The organism is Chitinophaga sp. 22620, from assembly GCF_052044405.1.
Taxonomy (GTDB): Bacteria; Bacteroidota; Bacteroidia; order Chitinophagales; family Chitinophagaceae; genus Chitinophaga.
Map to the genome: position 1 here is coordinate 45,905 of NZ_JBQEMV010000007.1, position 15,192 is coordinate 61,096.

At 54.8% G+C, this 15,192-nt stretch carries 10 protein-coding genes; 5 read left to right on the forward strand and 5 right to left on the reverse strand.

The window, feature by feature from the left end:
• Positions 1-55 precede the first annotated feature (55 nt).
• A complete protein-coding gene (locus ACTJIK_RS24950; RefSeq protein ID WP_440650280.1) occupies positions 56-2,077 on the reverse strand; it encodes a TonB-dependent receptor family protein in 2,022 nt (673 codons plus the stop codon).
• 68 nt (positions 2,078-2,145) lie between these two features.
• On the opposite strand from ACTJIK_RS24950, the gene ACTJIK_RS24955 reads away from it, so the two are divergent.
• Positions 2,146-4,344, forward strand: a complete 2,199-nt coding sequence (locus ACTJIK_RS24955) for a B12-binding domain-containing radical SAM protein (RefSeq protein ID WP_440650282.1) — start codon at positions 2,146-2,148, stop codon at positions 4,342-4,344.
• A 146-nt stretch (positions 4,345-4,490) separates the two neighbouring features.
• On the opposite strand, the gene ACTJIK_RS24960 is transcribed toward ACTJIK_RS24955, so the two are convergent.
• From ACTJIK_RS24960 to ACTJIK_RS24975, 4 genes are all read right to left on the reverse strand, one after another.
• Positions 4,491-5,816 carry a DEAD/DEAH box helicase gene (locus tag ACTJIK_RS24960; RefSeq protein WP_440650284.1) on the reverse strand — a complete coding sequence of 442 codons (1,326 nt, stop codon included), beginning with the start codon at positions 5,814-5,816 and terminating at the stop codon, positions 4,491-4,493.
• A gap of 164 nt (positions 5,817-5,980) precedes the next feature.
• Positions 5,981-6,619 carry a YceI family protein gene (locus ACTJIK_RS24965; RefSeq protein WP_440650286.1) on the reverse strand — a complete coding sequence of 213 codons (639 nt, stop codon included), beginning with the start codon at positions 6,617-6,619 and terminating at the stop codon, positions 5,981-5,983.
• 612 nt (positions 6,620-7,231) lie between these two features.
• Positions 7,232-8,089, reverse strand: coding sequence for a hypothetical protein (locus ACTJIK_RS24970; RefSeq protein WP_440650288.1), 858 nt, complete (start codon positions 8,087-8,089; stop codon positions 7,232-7,234).
• A gap of 53 nt (positions 8,090-8,142) precedes the next feature.
• The gene (locus ACTJIK_RS24975) at positions 8,143-9,120 is read right to left on the reverse strand and encodes a LuxE/PaaK family acyltransferase (RefSeq protein ID WP_440650290.1); all 978 of its coding nucleotides are present in this window, start codon (positions 9,118-9,120) and stop codon (positions 8,143-8,145) included.
• Positions 9,121-9,230: 110 nt separating this feature from the next.
• Between ACTJIK_RS24975 and ACTJIK_RS24980 the strand changes: the two genes are divergently transcribed.
• From ACTJIK_RS24980 to ACTJIK_RS24995, 4 genes are all read left to right on the forward strand, one after another.
• Positions 9,231-9,707, forward strand: coding sequence for a hypothetical protein (locus tag ACTJIK_RS24980; protein ID WP_440650292.1), 477 nt, complete (start codon positions 9,231-9,233; stop codon positions 9,705-9,707).
• Between the two features lie 43 nt (positions 9,708-9,750).
• The gene (locus ACTJIK_RS24985; protein WP_440650293.1) at positions 9,751-11,289 is read left to right on the forward strand and encodes an acyl-CoA carboxylase subunit beta; all 1,539 of its coding nucleotides are present in this window, start codon (positions 9,751-9,753) and stop codon (positions 11,287-11,289) included.
• Positions 11,290-11,337: 48 nt separating this feature from the next.
• The gene (locus tag ACTJIK_RS24990; protein WP_440650294.1) at positions 11,338-11,622 is read left to right on the forward strand and encodes a hypothetical protein; all 285 of its coding nucleotides are present in this window, start codon (positions 11,338-11,340) and stop codon (positions 11,620-11,622) included.
• A gap of 467 nt (positions 11,623-12,089) precedes the next feature.
• Positions 12,090-15,173, forward strand: a complete 3,084-nt coding sequence (locus ACTJIK_RS24995; RefSeq protein WP_440650296.1) for a SusC/RagA family TonB-linked outer membrane protein — start codon at positions 12,090-12,092, stop codon at positions 15,171-15,173.
• Positions 15,174-15,192 lie beyond the last annotated feature (19 nt).

Here is a 15,192-nt window from a genome sequence, read left to right on the forward strand (position 1 = left end):
CCTAGTATAGCAAAGCACATCCCGGGCAGGTGAAAGCTTGTCCGGGTTTGTTATTTTATTTCCGCCCGTCCAGCCTCACCCTGAAACCCGCATAGAAATTCCGGCCGGGCGCGGCATTGTAATAACGGCCGGCGGCGGCGTTGATGTCGTTGCCCAGGCTGTAGGTCTCGTTCAGCAGGTTGTCTGCCCCGGCAAAAACACCGGCCTGCCACCTGCCGCTCCATGTGAAAGTATATTGCGCTTTAAGGCCCAGCAGGTGAAAGGATGCGGCTTTGTCCGTATTCGCATCATTCAGCCAGGTGTCGCTGTTGTACTGGTAAGTAAGGAAAAGACCGAGAGCGGGCAGCAGCTGGAGATCCGCCGTAGCGGCCACAGTATGCGCGGGCGTGCCGGGAAGGGCATTGCCGTCGTACACTTTATCCTGCTGGCGGAATTCATCGTAGCGGAAATGATGGTAAGTGTATGCGCCGCGGAGCGTCAGCATGGTATTGAACCGGTATTGCAAAAGCGCTTCAAAACCTTTTTGCGTAGTGGCGCCCGCATTCTCGAAATAATCCGCGCCGCCGGCATCCCGGCGCTGCACGATGGCATCCTGCAGGCGGAACCAGAACAGGTTGACGTCGTACCAGAAACCGCTTTTACCGCCTCTTACGCCGGCTTCGTAGTTCCAGCCTTTCTCCGCCTGCAAAGTTGTATTGATCACGCTGGTGCTCGGCAGCAGCTCCGCCACGGTGGGCGGGCTGAAACCTTTGGACACTACGGCGTATACGTTCGCCCATGCATCGAATTGTTTCATCACCGCCAGTCTTGGCGCCCATTCGTTCTTATAACGGCTGGTGAAATTGAATGCCGGCGTTTCTGAAACGCGGGTGAATTTTGTGCGGGTATTGTTCATGCTGATGCCCGCCGTGATCACCCAGCCCTGCGGCAACAACAGCTCCGGTTGCAGGAAAAGCGAATATAGCGTGTTATTGATCCTGTCGTCCGTTTGCAATATTCCGGCCCCGCCGTTGACGTTTGTAAATACTTTCGTGGAAAAATCGCCGTGCTGCACTTCCGCTCCCCCCAGTATTCTCAGTATGGAACGGGAATAGGTAAACACCGTTCTGCCGCCATAATGCGGCTCGCGGCGTTTCTCGAAATTCCGGATGGCAGGGTTCTCCAGCGAGCTGAATGCGCCGTATACGCCCGTGCGCTGCTCCCAATGCTCATTCCAGCGGTACCCGAACTGCAGGCCGCCCCACAGCGTTTGCTGGTGAATGGCCGCATGCGCGCCCGCGGCTGAAGGAAAACCTCCGCCGGCCGGTCTTGCCTGCCGCTTATCCGCTTCAAACTGCGCAAGCGTGAGGGCCCCGGGCGTTTCATAAAAGAGATCACCATACAGCAGGTGGCCTTCCAATGTCGCTTTATCGTTGGGTTTCCACCGGCCGCCCCAGCCCGCCACCTTGCGGTGCATGTAGGTCTGCGCGCGGTAGCCGTTGGATTCCTGCCAGCTCAGCAGGGCCTGCTGTTTGAAACGTTCTGTTCCCCAGTTGCCTTTACCGGCCAGCAAATGGCTGCCGTAGCTGCCGCCGGTGTACCCGGCGGTAAAATTATCCTTATCCTCAAACCCGCTCTCCGCCAGCAGCACGCCGCCGGTGCCTGCGCCGTACAAACTGCTGCCCGGGCCTTTCAATATCTCCATATCCGAAAAACTGCCCACGGCAAACTGGTTCAGGTAAGTATTGCCGCCGGGATCCGTGAAAGGCAGGCCGTTGTAATACATCTTCACATTCCGCACCCCGAAAGGCGAACGCAGGGAACTGCCGCGGATATTGAGCCGGTAGCTGCCCGGGGAACGTTCTTCCATTCTCACGCCGGGCTGCGCATTCAGCGCGGGGAGGATGGACTGGCCGGAAAGCCTTTGCAGATCCTGCTGGCGCACCAGGGCCACTGCCGCCGGGATAGAGGCCAGCTGGCGCTGTTGGGAATAACCGTGTACGGTAATGCCGCCCAGGGTAGTGGTATCCGACTGGGCCATAGCGGGAAGCGCGAATGCCAGGGCCAAAAGGGCCGTCAAAGTTTGTGTGGAAGCCATGGACCGTAAAATAGGAAATCCCTGTTTAATGAATTAGTGATATTTTTGCTGTTTAAACCGATTTGATTTTGAGCGCTTCCGTTTTCCTGATCACGCCGCCTTTTACACAGCTGAACACGCCATACCCGGCCACCGCCTACCTGAAAGGCTTCCTGAACACCAGGAATATACCGGCTTTCCAGGCTGACCTCGGCATCGAGGTAACCGTGGCGCTGTTCTCCAAAAACGGGCTCCAGGCGCTGTTTGACCGCATTATACAACGCGGCGGCGAACTTCCGGACAATATCTCCCGCATCATCGCTTTACAGGACGATTACATTCACACCATCGACGATGTGATCCGCTTTTTGCAGGGCCACAACCCCACCCTGGCGCACCGCATCTGCAAGCGCGACTTCCTTCCCGAAGCCGCCCGCTTCGCGCAGCTGGAAGACCTGGGCTGGGCCTTCGGTTCCATGGGCACGCAAGACAAGGCCAAGCACCTCGCCACCATGTACCTCGAAGACCTGAGCGACCTGATCATGGAATGCGTGGACGAGCATTTCGGTTTCAGCCGTTACGCTGAAAAGCTGGCCCGTTCCGCCAACAGCTTCGATGAGCTTTACGAAGCGCTGCAGCAACCATATACTTACATCGACGAAATACTCATACGCATCCTCGCCGAACGCATGGCCACCGTACAACCTGCTATGGTAGCCATTTCCGTGCCGTTCCCCGGCAACCTTTACACTTCCCTGCGTTGCGGGCAATGGATAAAAGCCCATTATCCTGACGTGAAAGTAGCTATGGGCGGAGGATTCGCCAACACAGAACTGCGCTCGCTCTCCGATGCGCGGGTGTTTGAATTTTACGATTTCATCACGCTGGATGATGGGGAAGCGCCCATCGAAAACCTTTACGGGTACATCACCGGGGCCAAAACGCAACAGGAGCTGAAACGCACCTTCATGCTGGTAAATGGCGAAGTGACTTATTTAAACAATCAAAGCTGCGCCGATTACAAACAAGGTCAGGTAGGCACGCCGGATTACAGTGATTTTTTACTGGACCGGTATATCTCCGCCATCGAAGTGGTGAACCCCATGCACCGCATGTGGAGCGACGGGCGCTGGAACAAGCTCACCATGGCCCACGGCTGTTACTGGGGCAAATGCACCTTCTGCGATATCTCGCTGGACTATATCCGCCTCTACGAACCCATAGCCGCGTCGCTGCTGGTGGACAGGATGGAGGAGATCATCAAACAAACCGGCGAGACCGGTTTTCACTTCGTGGACGAAGCGGCCCCTCCCGCCCTCATGCGCGCGCTCGCGCTGGAGATCATCCGGCGGAAGCTGACCGTCAGCTGGTGGACCAATATCCGTTTCGAAAAAAGTTTCACCCGCGACCTGTGCCTGCTGCTGAAAGCATCCGGCTGCATCGCGGTGAGCGGCGGCCTGGAAGTGGCTTCAGACAGGCTTTTGGAGCTGATACAAAAAGGGATCACCGTAGCGCAGGTGGCACAGGTGAACCGCAACTTTACCGAAGCGGGCATCATGGTGCACGCTTACCTGATGTTCGGCTTCCCCACGCAAACCGCGCAGGAAACCATCGATTCGCTGGAAATGGTGCGGCAGATGTTCAAAGCGGGCATCCTGCAATCCGCCTTCTGGCACCTTTTCACCATGACGGCCCACAGCCCCGTTGGCCTGGAACCCGCCAAGTTCAAGGTAAAAAAAGAAACAGAAGCCATGGGCGCCTTTGCGAACAACGACATTATGCACATCGATGAAACCGGCGCCGATCATGAGTCTTTCAGCTTCGGCCTCAAAAAATCACTCTTCAACTACATGCACGGCATTTGCCTGGACGACCCTTTGCAGAAATGGTTCGAATTTAAAGTGCCGAAAACGAAAATTGCGCCGGACTATATTGTGAACGCGCTGACGGAAGACAAGCTCGCTTCCGCCAAACCCACCGCGAAGATCGTGTGGCTCGGCAAAAAACCGGCCCTGCAGACCCTCACCAAAAGCAAAAAAGGCAATACCTGGGAAGTAGCTTCCCTTACTTTCCAGAACAGGAAAGAAAAGATCAATATCAGCGTGGAACCGCAGCAGGGACAATGGCTGGCGCACATCCTGGAGAAAGTATCCGTAGACCAGCCCAAAACGCTTACGCTGCAGGAAGTGAAAGAAAGCTATGCAGCGGCGGGGCTGGAAGATTTTGAATTGTTCTGGGACAACAAACCGGTGAACAACCTCTATAAATTCGGGTTGCTGAATTTATAATATCCCGTCATTGCGAGAAGCAGCGGGGGATTTTGTGCGGAAGACGCGACGAAGCAATCTTCGAATGCCGGGTCAGCTCAATTCAATGTGGGAGATTGCTTCGTCGCCCCACCCACTTAGCTTCGCTGCTCCTCGCAATGACGCGTCTATTTCTTTTTCCCGCGCGATTTAGGTTTGCCGTACTTCTTCATCATCTTTTCCTTGTGGCTTATTTTCACGTTCACCTTCCGGTTTTTCGCGGCCTTTTCGTGGAAAGCCGCGCCTGATTCACGTTTGGGCTTCTTCAACACAATATTCGGCACAATCACTTCAGGAATTTCCGCTTTGGTGAGCACGGTGGAGATCTCCAGGTTCTCCGGCAGGGGCGTTACCGGCACTTTGTAATTCATCAGCTCCTCCGTTTTTTCCAGCTGCTCCATTTCGTTTTCCGTAACAAAGCTGATGGCATTGCCCCGCTTGTCCTGCCTGCCTGTGCGGCCAATGCGGTGAATGTAACTTTCGGGGGCCTCCGGCATATCGAAGTTGATCACATGCGTTACTTCGGAAATATCCAGCCCGCGGGCGATGATGTCTGTGGCGATCAGCAGGCGGGTGTTCCCTTCCTGGAACTGTTTCACGGAATTAAAACGGTAGTTCTGCTCCTTGTTGGAATGTATCACACCCACTTTACCTGGCATATCCGCTTCCAGCCTTTCAAACAGCTGGTCCGCCAGCTGTTTGGTGCTTACGAAAAGCAGCACCTTCGTCATATCTGCCTGCTCTTTCAGCAGCAGCTCCAGCAGGTTTACTTTCGTATTGAAGTTGGGAACATGGTAAACGCCCTGCGAGATATTCGCCAGCGGCGTGCCGGCGGGAGCGGCTTCTATCGTGGCGGGGTTGTTGAAGAATTCGGTAATGAGCGCTTCCACTTCCGGGGTGATGGTGGCGGAGAACATCAGGTTTTGGCGCCGCGCGGGCAGCAGGTCCAGTATATTCTTCAGCTGCGTGCGGAAGCCGAGGTTCAGCATTTCATCCACTTCATCGATCACCAGTTTTTTGATGTTCTTCAGCTTCAGCGCCCCGCTCAGCGCAATGTCCACCAGCCGGCCGGGGGTAGCCACCACCACGTCCAGCTTGCCTTCGGCGGTAGCCATCTGCGGGTTCATATTCGTGCCGCCGTAAAAGCCGGCTACTTCCACGTTCATGTAAGTGGTGAGCTTTTTCACGGACTCCACTACCTGCGCTACCAGTTCCCTGGTGGGCACCACAACGAGTATCTGCGGAAACCGTTCTTTGGTAAAGGTCCACTGGCGCAGGCAGGGCAGCAGGTATGCAAAGGTTTTACCCGTGCCGGTCTGCGCAATGCCGCACACGTCCTGCCCGCTCATGACCACGGAGAACACCTTGTGCTGGATGGTGGTAGGCGTGGTGATGTTCAGGTCTTCCAGGGCGGAAAGCAGCGGTTTGTTCAGGTTCAGATCGTTGAAAGTCATAGTTGCCGGTAGCATTAAGCCGCAAAAGTACGCCAATTTGGCCGGAATACGGCTTCACCCGGCGGGAAAGCACAAAAGGACCTTGTTTTTCCCTCATTACAATAAAAAAGGGATAACGCCTTCAACAGGCATTATCCCGGTAATATTCGTCCCTTCCCGGAAATTTATTTCGCGCTGGCCACGAGGGTCACATCCAGTGTGAAGTCGTCGTAGATGGCTTTATCGCCCAGGTTCTCGAAGAAGTTCTTGGAGCGGTACTTGATGTCGAACTTGGTGCGGTCTACCGTTACGGTCGCTTTTGCAGTGGCCTGGCTGCCGGCTACGGTCAGGGTAGCGGGGAAAGACACGGGATTGGTAATGCCTTTGATGGTGAGGTTGCCGGTAACGTCGTAATTGCCGCCGCCTTTAGCGGTTGCGCTGGTGATCACGAACGTTGCGGTGGGGTGCTTTTCCACGGAGAAAAAGTCGTCGCTTTTCAGGTGACCCACCAGCTTACCGTTCATATCCGCATTGGTGATATCTGTTACGGTGATGCTGCGGGTATCCAGCGTAAAGCTGCCGCCTTTCAGTATGTTTTTATCGATATCCAGCTGGCCCGCGGAAACGGCGATGGCGCCGGCATGTGAGCCGGTCACTTTTTTGGCGGTCCAGGTGAGTTTGCTCTGCTGGTTGTCTACCTGGTAAACTGCATACGCGGCTTTGGTATGCGCGGCTGATTTTGCAGGGTTCTCGTTGGCTGGCACAGCGAAAGACATCATAATGGCTGCCCCGCTGATAAATAATAAAGTGGCTAAACGTCGCATGTGTGGTATGGTTTTAAATTTTGTTCGCGTGTAATTTCAAGAATTCCCGTCAATATACATAATTCCCTACAACATAAGTGGACTAACCTTCACGTAACCGCCTGCACTTTAGCATTTGCTTCACAAACATTTCACATAAGTTTTACACTTCAGCGTATACTTTAGAGGTGTCATCGAATGCTTTCGCCGCCATTCTAAAACGCGTATGCGGAGCCGGCCTTTCATCCTTTCGTTTACCCCTCAGCGTATCGTCCTCTGAACGCCCTGAAGGTATTGTTACGGAAACCTTCGATTAGCTTAAGTGTAAAAAAGCCGGTCTCTGCACCGGCTTTTTCCTGCCTGTCAGAATATACGCAAAATCCGCCGAATATAAAATAGTTTATAAACCCCGAACTCGTTAAATTCATGCAGCCTGTTAACTTGTAACCCGTCGCTATTGAATTTTTCAATATAAATCGCTCTCTATCGCTTTTGCAGAAGGTAAGGAGCCCGAACATTCAGGTCTGTCCGCATCCCCCATGAAATTTCCCATCCCTGTACATCCCTGTCAAAAAAAAGCTGCCCCCTGGAGGAAACTCATTTGCGGGACAGGATCTTATTACCCTATTTCTATTATTTATTGATATCCCCCAGCTCCACCTTCCGTCTTTCTTTGATGATGATGTGCGTGGTGTGGGTGAACACCTTATCGCCGTTCCCGTACTCCAGGAACATTTCCAGCGGCATCACCACCGGCGGATACGAGCCTGCTATGCGCATGCGCTCTATCTGTATCTTGAAATGATCCGGCATCAGGCTGTAGCCGGGGAATACGGCATGCGGGTCCATGGGTATCCATACATAGGCGGTTACTTTGGAATGATTGGTGTTCACCACGCGCGGGTCGTGCCGGAGGTTGTGGGCCACGTATTCTTCGCAGGCCACGCCGGCGATCACTTTTTTGCTGCCGGTCTTTTTCAGCTGGCTCAGGTACCCGATCTCGCCGGGGTAAACAGGTTCCATGCCTTCCAGCTGCAGCTTCGTTTTGTCGCCGCTGGCAATACCGCCCACGCCGGCCAGCATCAGCTGCGATTCCTTCCCGAAATCCCCGTAAAAATGATACCGGGTGCCGGTGCTGCGGCTTTTTAGCTGGATGCAAAAGGCCGGTTCCGTGCTGCTGTAATAGATCACGATATCTTCCCCACCGTCTATCACCCGCTGGCTCCCCTGGAAGGCTTCGCTTTCCTGGTACACGGCCCAGTCGTATTCGTAGGAGGAATCTATCCTCACGCTTTCGTCGCCGCCGATGATCAGCGTGGGTTCGGGCATTGCGGCGCGGGCGCGGCCGCGCGCCTGCGGGAAAGTTTCGTCTATGGTCTCTTCCGTTTCAACGGGCTCCTTCTTTTTGCCGGTCAGCTTTTTGAACAGCTGCGCCTGGAGGTCCGGCATACAAAGGAACATGGCCAATGCCAGGAGGATAGGTGTTTTCATAGGTGCTGGTGATTCTCCAGGCAAGGTAAACATATTATTCTAAAACGCCATAACTAACTGACCATTAAACTGCAGCCGCGCAGGGCGGAATGGTCCAGGCGGCCGAGTACTTCAAAGCTGCCGTCTGCCTGCAGCCGGCCGATGTCGTCTGTGGCGATGAAGGCGCAGGAGTGGATATTGGCGAGGTCTATCACGTTGATGACGCCCGAAGAGGAAGCAGCGGAGAGGTCGAAAGGATCGTTCTCGTCGCGTACCAGCACTTTCATCCATGGCGGGCATTGGAACAGGCCGCCGCCTTTGGAATAGGCCTGGCTGAGCAGCTCGGTCATGCCGTATTCCGCGTGGATGGCGGGCACGCCCAGCCTTTCCATGAGAAAAGCATGCAGTTCTTCGCGGGTCCATTCTTCGCGGCGGCCTTTCATGCCCCCGGTTTCCATCACGATGGTGTGCCGCAGGTTCAGGCGGTAAGCTTCCGCGAAATCCAGCAGGGCGAAGGTGACCCCGATCAGCAGCACAGGCTGGCGGCGGGCTTCCAGGGCCAGCAGGGTATCGGCCAGCTTATCGTGCTCGTACAGGTAAAAACCGCTTTCGGGATGGCCGCTGCGCGTAATCATTTCCTGCACCATGTATACAAGCGAAGAATGCTTCCTTTCGAGGTAGGAAGGCAGCAGGCCCAGCACCACAAAGCTTTCCGCGGGACCATAAAAGCGGCGGAAGGCTTTCATGAAACTGCGTGTATAGATGCCCGTATCCTTTACGAGGTGCCGGCTGTTCTGCGTTTGCGTGGTGCCGCTGCTTTCGAATACGGCTTCGGGTTCAAACTCCCCGCTAACAACGGGGTGGGTCTTGAAAAAACGGATGGGCAGGAAAGGTATCTGTTCAGGGGTCTGCACATGGGCGGGGTTCACCCGGAGGGCGTCCACATAAGCCCGGTAGAGCGCATTCTGCCCGTACTGGAACCTGAAAAGCTCCGGCGCCAGGGCCATCGGGTCCTTTTCTGAAAATATCCTTGCGGCGAATTGATCCTTCATTGGGGAGCAAATTTACGAATACCCGGAGGTATATGTAACAAACCGGTGATCCTGACGTTTATAATGGAGGTTGTTTTGCCTTTTTGGTCATTTTAATGTAGGTTTGTTATATGAAGAAAATAATACTTTTATCCGCTATAGCCTTCGGTTTCTTCTCCTGTAAAAAAGATGAGGCCGGCGGCACCAGGCCGATCCTGACCTTTAAATCGGTAACCATGGAAGATGTGCCGGTGGAAGTACAGCAGATCGAGTTTTATTTCAACCTGCAGGATGGCGACGGCGATACGGAAAGCGAACTGTATTTCCTGGACCTTTACCGGATGGATACCACCACCGATAACGGACGGGATCCGTACGACTTCATCCGCATGCCCAGCCTTGAGATCCATAAAGGCACCAAGCTCAATGCAGAGGTAACGCTTATCATGAGCGACCTGAACTCCACCAACTACATCCGGCTCCGCGGCAATACACAAACGCCTCCCAGCAAAGTAGACACCAGCCAGCTGAAAGTATTCATCAAAGATAACGCCGGCAATTATTCAGACACCCTCCTCCTGCCCAAAGTGGCCGTCCACTTTCCATAAACCGGCAGCCTCGTAATTAAGGCGCTTTCCGTATTTTTACATAATGAGCAAAATCCAGGAACTACAATCCAAGATCGCCGAAGCGCAGCTCGGCGGCGGACAGGCACGCATCGATTCCCAGCATAAGAAAGGCAAACTCACGGCCCGCGAAAGATTACAGCTTTTGCTGGACGAAGGCTCTTTTGAAGAACTGGGCATGTTCGTACATAACCGCAACAAAGGCATCACCACAGAGCAGGAGCAGTTTCCCGGAGACGGGGTGGTAACGGGCTACGGCACCGTGAACGGCCGGCTGGTGTATGTATTTTCCCAGGACTTTACCGTATATGGCGGCAGCCTTTCCGAGCCGCATGCCCGCAAGATCTGCCGCGTAATGGACCTTGCCATGGAAAACGGCGCGCCCGTTATCGGCCTGAACGACAGCGGCGGCGCGCGTATACAGGAAGGTGTGGTAAGCCTGGCCGGTTATGCGGACATCTTCTACCGCAACACCCGCGCCTCCGGCGTAATACCGCAGATATCCGCCATCATGGGCCCCTGTGCCGGCGGAGCCGTTTACTCCCCCGCCATCACCGATTTTATCCTGATGGTGGAGAACACCTCCTACATGTTCGTAACCGGCCCCAACGTGGTGAAGACCGTTACCCACGAAGAAGTGACCAGCGAAGCCCTCGGCGGCGCGCATACCCACGCGACCAAAAGCGGCGTTACCCATTTTGCCTGCGCCAACGAAGTGGAATGCATCCGCAATATCAAGGAGCTGCTGAGCTATATGCCGCAGAACTGTGAAGACACTGCCCCGGTATACCCTTACGAAGCCGGAAACGAAAGCCGGCCCGCTTTGAATAACATGATCCCGGAGAACCCGAACCAGCCTTACGATATGAAGGAAGTGATCGCGGAACTGACGGATACAGGCAGCTTCCTGGAAGTGCATAAAGATTTTGCAGATAATATCATCGTGGGTTTTGCACGCATTGCAGGCAGGAGCATCGGCATCGTGGCCAACCAGCCCGCTGTGCTGGCCGGCGTGCTGGACATCAACGCTTCCGTGAAAGGCGCCCGCTTCACCCGTTTCTGCGACGCGTTCAACATCCCGCTGCTGGTGCTGGTAGATGTGCCCGGCTTCCTGCCCGGTACAGACCAGGAATGGAACGGCATCATCACCAACGGCGCAAAGCTGCTTTTCGCCCTCAGCGAAGCCACCGTTCCGAAGATCACCGTCACCACCCGCAAAGCTTACGGCGGCGCGTATTGCGTGATGAATTCCAAACACATCGGGGCCGACCTGAACTTTGCCTTCCCGCAGGCGGAAATAGCCGTGATGGGCCCGAAAGGCGCCGTGGAGATCATTTTCAAAAAAGAGATCGACACCGCAACAAACAAGGAAGCCCGCATGAACGAACTGGTGGCCGATTACACCGAACGCTTCGCCAACCCTTACCTCGCCGCCGAAAAAGGGTATATAGACGAGGTGGTGAGCCCCGAAGAAACACGGGACAAGCTCATCCGCGGCTATAAGATGCTGGAGAATAAAGTGGTGAACATGCCGAAGAAAAAACACGGGAACATCCCGTTATAAATATTAAAAAGCCCCCGCACTACGGGGGCTTTCATTTTTTCCTGTTGTATGAAAGAGAATAAAATATTGCAGGTCGTTTGTCTTGCGGTGATCGCCGTCATCGCCTTTTTCTTTACCGTTACCTCGCCTTACCGGTACGACTATGATCCCACGATCAGGCAGCTGGATGGAGATACATTCATCGTGCTGCACGTATGGGCACTGCTGATCGTTGTGCTGAGCGGTACCGGGCTCTTTCTTGCACGCGGCAGCAGGCTGTGGGTGTTTATCCTGTATGCATGCATCACGGTTTTTGCGGTTGCACGGATACTGTACCTGAATTCTCTTATCTGATCATTTCCTTCTCATTTCAAACACATCATCCGTTCCGTAGCGGTTGCTGCTGAAGTAACCCGTGTAATAATTTATTAGTCTACAAATTTTGTAGGATAATTGGATTTATATACTATCTTTGTTCCGCCTGACCGGTATATGCATACAATGACCGAATCGAGAAACGGTAGTTCAAAACCAACCACAACTATCCTGAAAGGCGCTGCACCGGTCTTCAATTCACTAAAATTGAAGGATATGTCAACCAACCACTTTACACACCACCGATGTCTGGTCTGAAGAACCTGCGCATCCCAGGCTGCTTCCGGCAGCCTGTGCCTGCCCGCTGAAAAATGACGATCGCTCCGTAACGCGCTATGGCATTGCACTGCCTTAGCCGGATACCTATGCGCGCCCGTTATTGCCTGATCTTCCGCCTCCCGGGGCGGACAGGGATCTTATTGTCCATACAAAAACCAACAACCGATATGCAATCTCCATCCAACGAACTGCTTCGCAACCGCATAAAAAAACGGGCATGGATACCGTACGCCGTCCTGCTCTCACTGATATCGTTTCCTCTTCAGCTCCTCGCGCAGGAGCCCACTGTGCCGCTCATCAACTCCAGGCTCTCCGGCCGCGTGGTAGATGCGCTTACCCGCGAAGCCTTACCCGGAGCGGTAGTGCAGATCAAAGGCACCACGCACGGCGTAAGCACAGACGAACAGGGGAAATTCGCTTTTGTAACAGGGCAGAAATTCCCCTACACGCTCATCATCAGTTTTCTCGGTTATAAAAAACAGGAAGTGATCGCTGAGACCGGCCAGGTGGAAGTGCGCCTGGACCCCGTGCAGAACCAGCTGAACGATGTGGTGGTGGTGGGTTACGGCACACAAAAGAAAAGCGATCTCACCGGTTCCATATCCTCCGTTTCAGGAAACCTGCTGAAGCAGCCGGTCAGTTCCCTGGACCAGGCGCTGAAAGGTTCCGTGCCGGGCATACAGGTTACCCAGACCTCCGGCCAGCCGGGCGGCGGCGTGAGCATCCGCATCCGCGGCGGAGCGTCCATACAGGGCGGAAACGAGCCATTGTATGTGATAGACGGTTTCCCCGTATACAACAACCCCGTGAGCGCCGGCATCCTCAGCGGCACGCCGGTAAACCCGCTGGCCAATATCAACCCGTCTGACATCGAAAGCATCGACGTGCTGAAAGACGCCTCCGCCACAGCCATCTACGGATCCCGTGGCGCTAACGGCGTAGTGATCATCACCACCAGGAAAGGAAAGGCGGATAAAAGTTCCCTCTCCTACGACGTGCTGTACGGCGTGCAATCGCTCCGCAAAAAGATCGATGTGCTGGATGCGCAACAGTTCGCCGTGCTGCGCAACGAAGTGTTGTATGATGTAAACCCTTCGCGGGGACAATTCCAATATCTCACCCGGGCGCAGATAGACCAGCTGGGCAAAGGCACCGACTGGCAGGATGAAGCTTTCCGCTCCGCGCGCCAACAAAGCCACCAGCTTACCATCAGCGGCGGCAGCGCCAAAACGCGTTACCTCCTTTCCGGCAATTATTTCAAGCAGGAAGGCATCATCCGCAATACGGACTTCTCTCGTTTCAGCCTGCGCGCCAATGTGGACGCCAATCCGTTCGACCGCCTGAAAGTAAGCGCCGCGCTCACCGCCAGCAAAAGCGATGCAAACGTAGCGCCCGCGGGTATCGTCACTTCCCTGCTCATCATGCCGCCCACCGCCACCGTGTATGAGCCCGACGGAAGTTATACTTTACGCAATCCTTTTGAGAACATTTTCGCGAACCCGGTAGCCACCATCAGGGAACAGATCAACAAGTCCGTCACCAACCGCTTTTTCGGCACCGCCTTCGCGGAATACCGCATACTGGAAGGCTTGCAGGTGAAAGTGCTCTTCGGCGCGGATGTAAATACCACTAACGAAAAAAGTTACATCCCCTCCTACATCTACGAAGGCGCGCAAACAAAAGGCTCCGCCGGGCAGGGCACTTTCAGTTCTTATTCCTGGCTGAATGAAAATACCATCACCTACGCAAGATCTTTCGGGAAACACAACATCGACCTGCTCGGCGGCTTCACCCAGCAGGAATATACCAGCGACGTGAGCCGGAGCGGCTCGCAGGGTTTCGTGACGGATGATCTTACCTACAACAACCTGCAAAGCGGCGCAACGCTCGTGCGCCCCTATTCAGACGCGACCGCCTGGGTGCTGCACTCCTGGCTGGCGCGCCTGAACTATAATTTCAGCAACCGTTATTATTTTACCGCCAGCATCAGAACCGATGGCTCCTCGCGTTTCGGGAAAGGTAACAAATGGGGCTACTTCCCTTCCGCCGCTGCATCCTGGCGTATCAGCAACGAGCCTTTCTTCAGGGCGCTCAGCAAAACCATCAGCGACCTCAAGCTCAGGGCCAGCTTCGGCACCACGGGCAACCTGGAGATCGGGGAATACCAGTCGCTGGCAGCGCTGTACAGCCTGACCTACCTCTTCGGCGGCAAAACGGCCACCGGCTTCGCGCCTTCGCGCATCCCCAACGACAAGCTGGGTTGGGAAACCACCTACCAGTACAACGCCGGCATCGATGCGGGATTTTTCAACAACCGGCTGCAGATCTCGCTGGACGGGTATTACAAAAAAACGCAGGACCTGCTGCTGAGTGTTGAGATCCCCTGGACCACCGGGCAGAATGCTTCATTGCAAAACTTTGGATCCGTGCAGAACAAAGGATTTGAGATCGGTATCAACAGCCGCAACCTGACGGGCGCGCTGGGCTGGAACACCAACCTCAGCTTCTCCCTCAACCGCAACAAAGTGCTCACGCTGGGCAATGGCGCACAGTCTTACATCACCGGCAATTACATTATCCGCGTGGGCGAGCCGCTGGGCAGCTTTTACGGCACCGTGACCGATGGCATCCTTCAGCCCGGAGAAGAAGCCGCTAAAGGCCGGTATACCGGCAGTGCCGCGCCAAAACCCGGCGACAGGCTGTACAAAGACATCAGCGGCGATAAGCTCTTCACCACGGCGGCAGACCGTACCATCATCGGTAACGCGCAACCCGATTTTATCTTCGGGCTGAATAATACTTTCGAATGGAAAGGCCTTTCCCTGTCAGTATTCCTCCAGGGCTCCTACGGCAACAAGATCCTCAATTCCAACCGGCAAACACTGGAACTGTTCACCGGCCAGCAAAACGCCGCCACCTCCGCGCTGGACCGCTGGACGACTGAGCACACCAACACGCTCATTCCCCGCGCCAAGCTCGATCCCGCGCCCGTGTTCTCCGACCGGTTCATTGAAGACGGTTCTTTTGTGCGCGTGAAGAATATTTCACTGGGGTATTCCATCCCCCGCTCCGTGATCAGGAACATCGCTTCCGTTGAGGTGTACGTTTCCGCGCAAAACCTGCTCACCTGGACCAGCTACACCGGCTTCGACCCGGAAGTCACTTCGGGCAGCAACGTTTCGCCCGGCACGGATGCCGGCATCTATCCCGTATCCAGGGCGGTGAGCGCCGGCGCTAAAATTTCTTTCTGACCTTAAAACCTGATACAGC

What these genes read in the sequence shown, in the direction of transcription:
- ACTJIK_RS24970 (WP_440650288.1), bottom strand. Translation starts at nt 8,089, where the DNA reads ATGAAAACACCTATCCTCCTGGCATTGGCCATGTTCCTTTGTATGCCG.
- ACTJIK_RS24990 (WP_440650294.1), top strand. Translation starts at nt 11,338, where the DNA reads ATGAAAGAGAATAAAATATTGCAGGTCGTTTGTCTTGCGGTGATCGCC.
- ACTJIK_RS24950 (WP_440650280.1), bottom strand. Translation starts at nt 2,077, where the DNA reads ATGGCTTCCACACAAACTTTGACGGCCCTTTTGGCCCTGGCATTCGCG.
- ACTJIK_RS24960 (WP_440650284.1), bottom strand. Translation starts at nt 5,816, where the DNA reads ATGACTTTCAACGATCTGAACCTGAACAAACCGCTGCTTTCCGCCCTG.
- ACTJIK_RS24975 (WP_440650290.1), bottom strand. Translation starts at nt 9,120, where the DNA reads ATGAAGGATCAATTCGCCGCAAGGATATTTTCAGAAAAGGACCCGATG.
- ACTJIK_RS24985 (WP_440650293.1), top strand. Translation starts at nt 9,751, where the DNA reads ATGAGCAAAATCCAGGAACTACAATCCAAGATCGCCGAAGCGCAGCTC.
- ACTJIK_RS24965 (WP_440650286.1), bottom strand. Translation starts at nt 6,619, where the DNA reads ATGCGACGTTTAGCCACTTTATTATTTATCAGCGGGGCAGCCATTATG.
- ACTJIK_RS24995 (WP_440650296.1), top strand. Translation starts at nt 12,090, where the DNA reads ATGCAATCTCCATCCAACGAACTGCTTCGCAACCGCATAAAAAAACGG.
- ACTJIK_RS24980 (WP_440650292.1), top strand. Translation starts at nt 9,231, where the DNA reads ATGAAGAAAATAATACTTTTATCCGCTATAGCCTTCGGTTTCTTCTCC.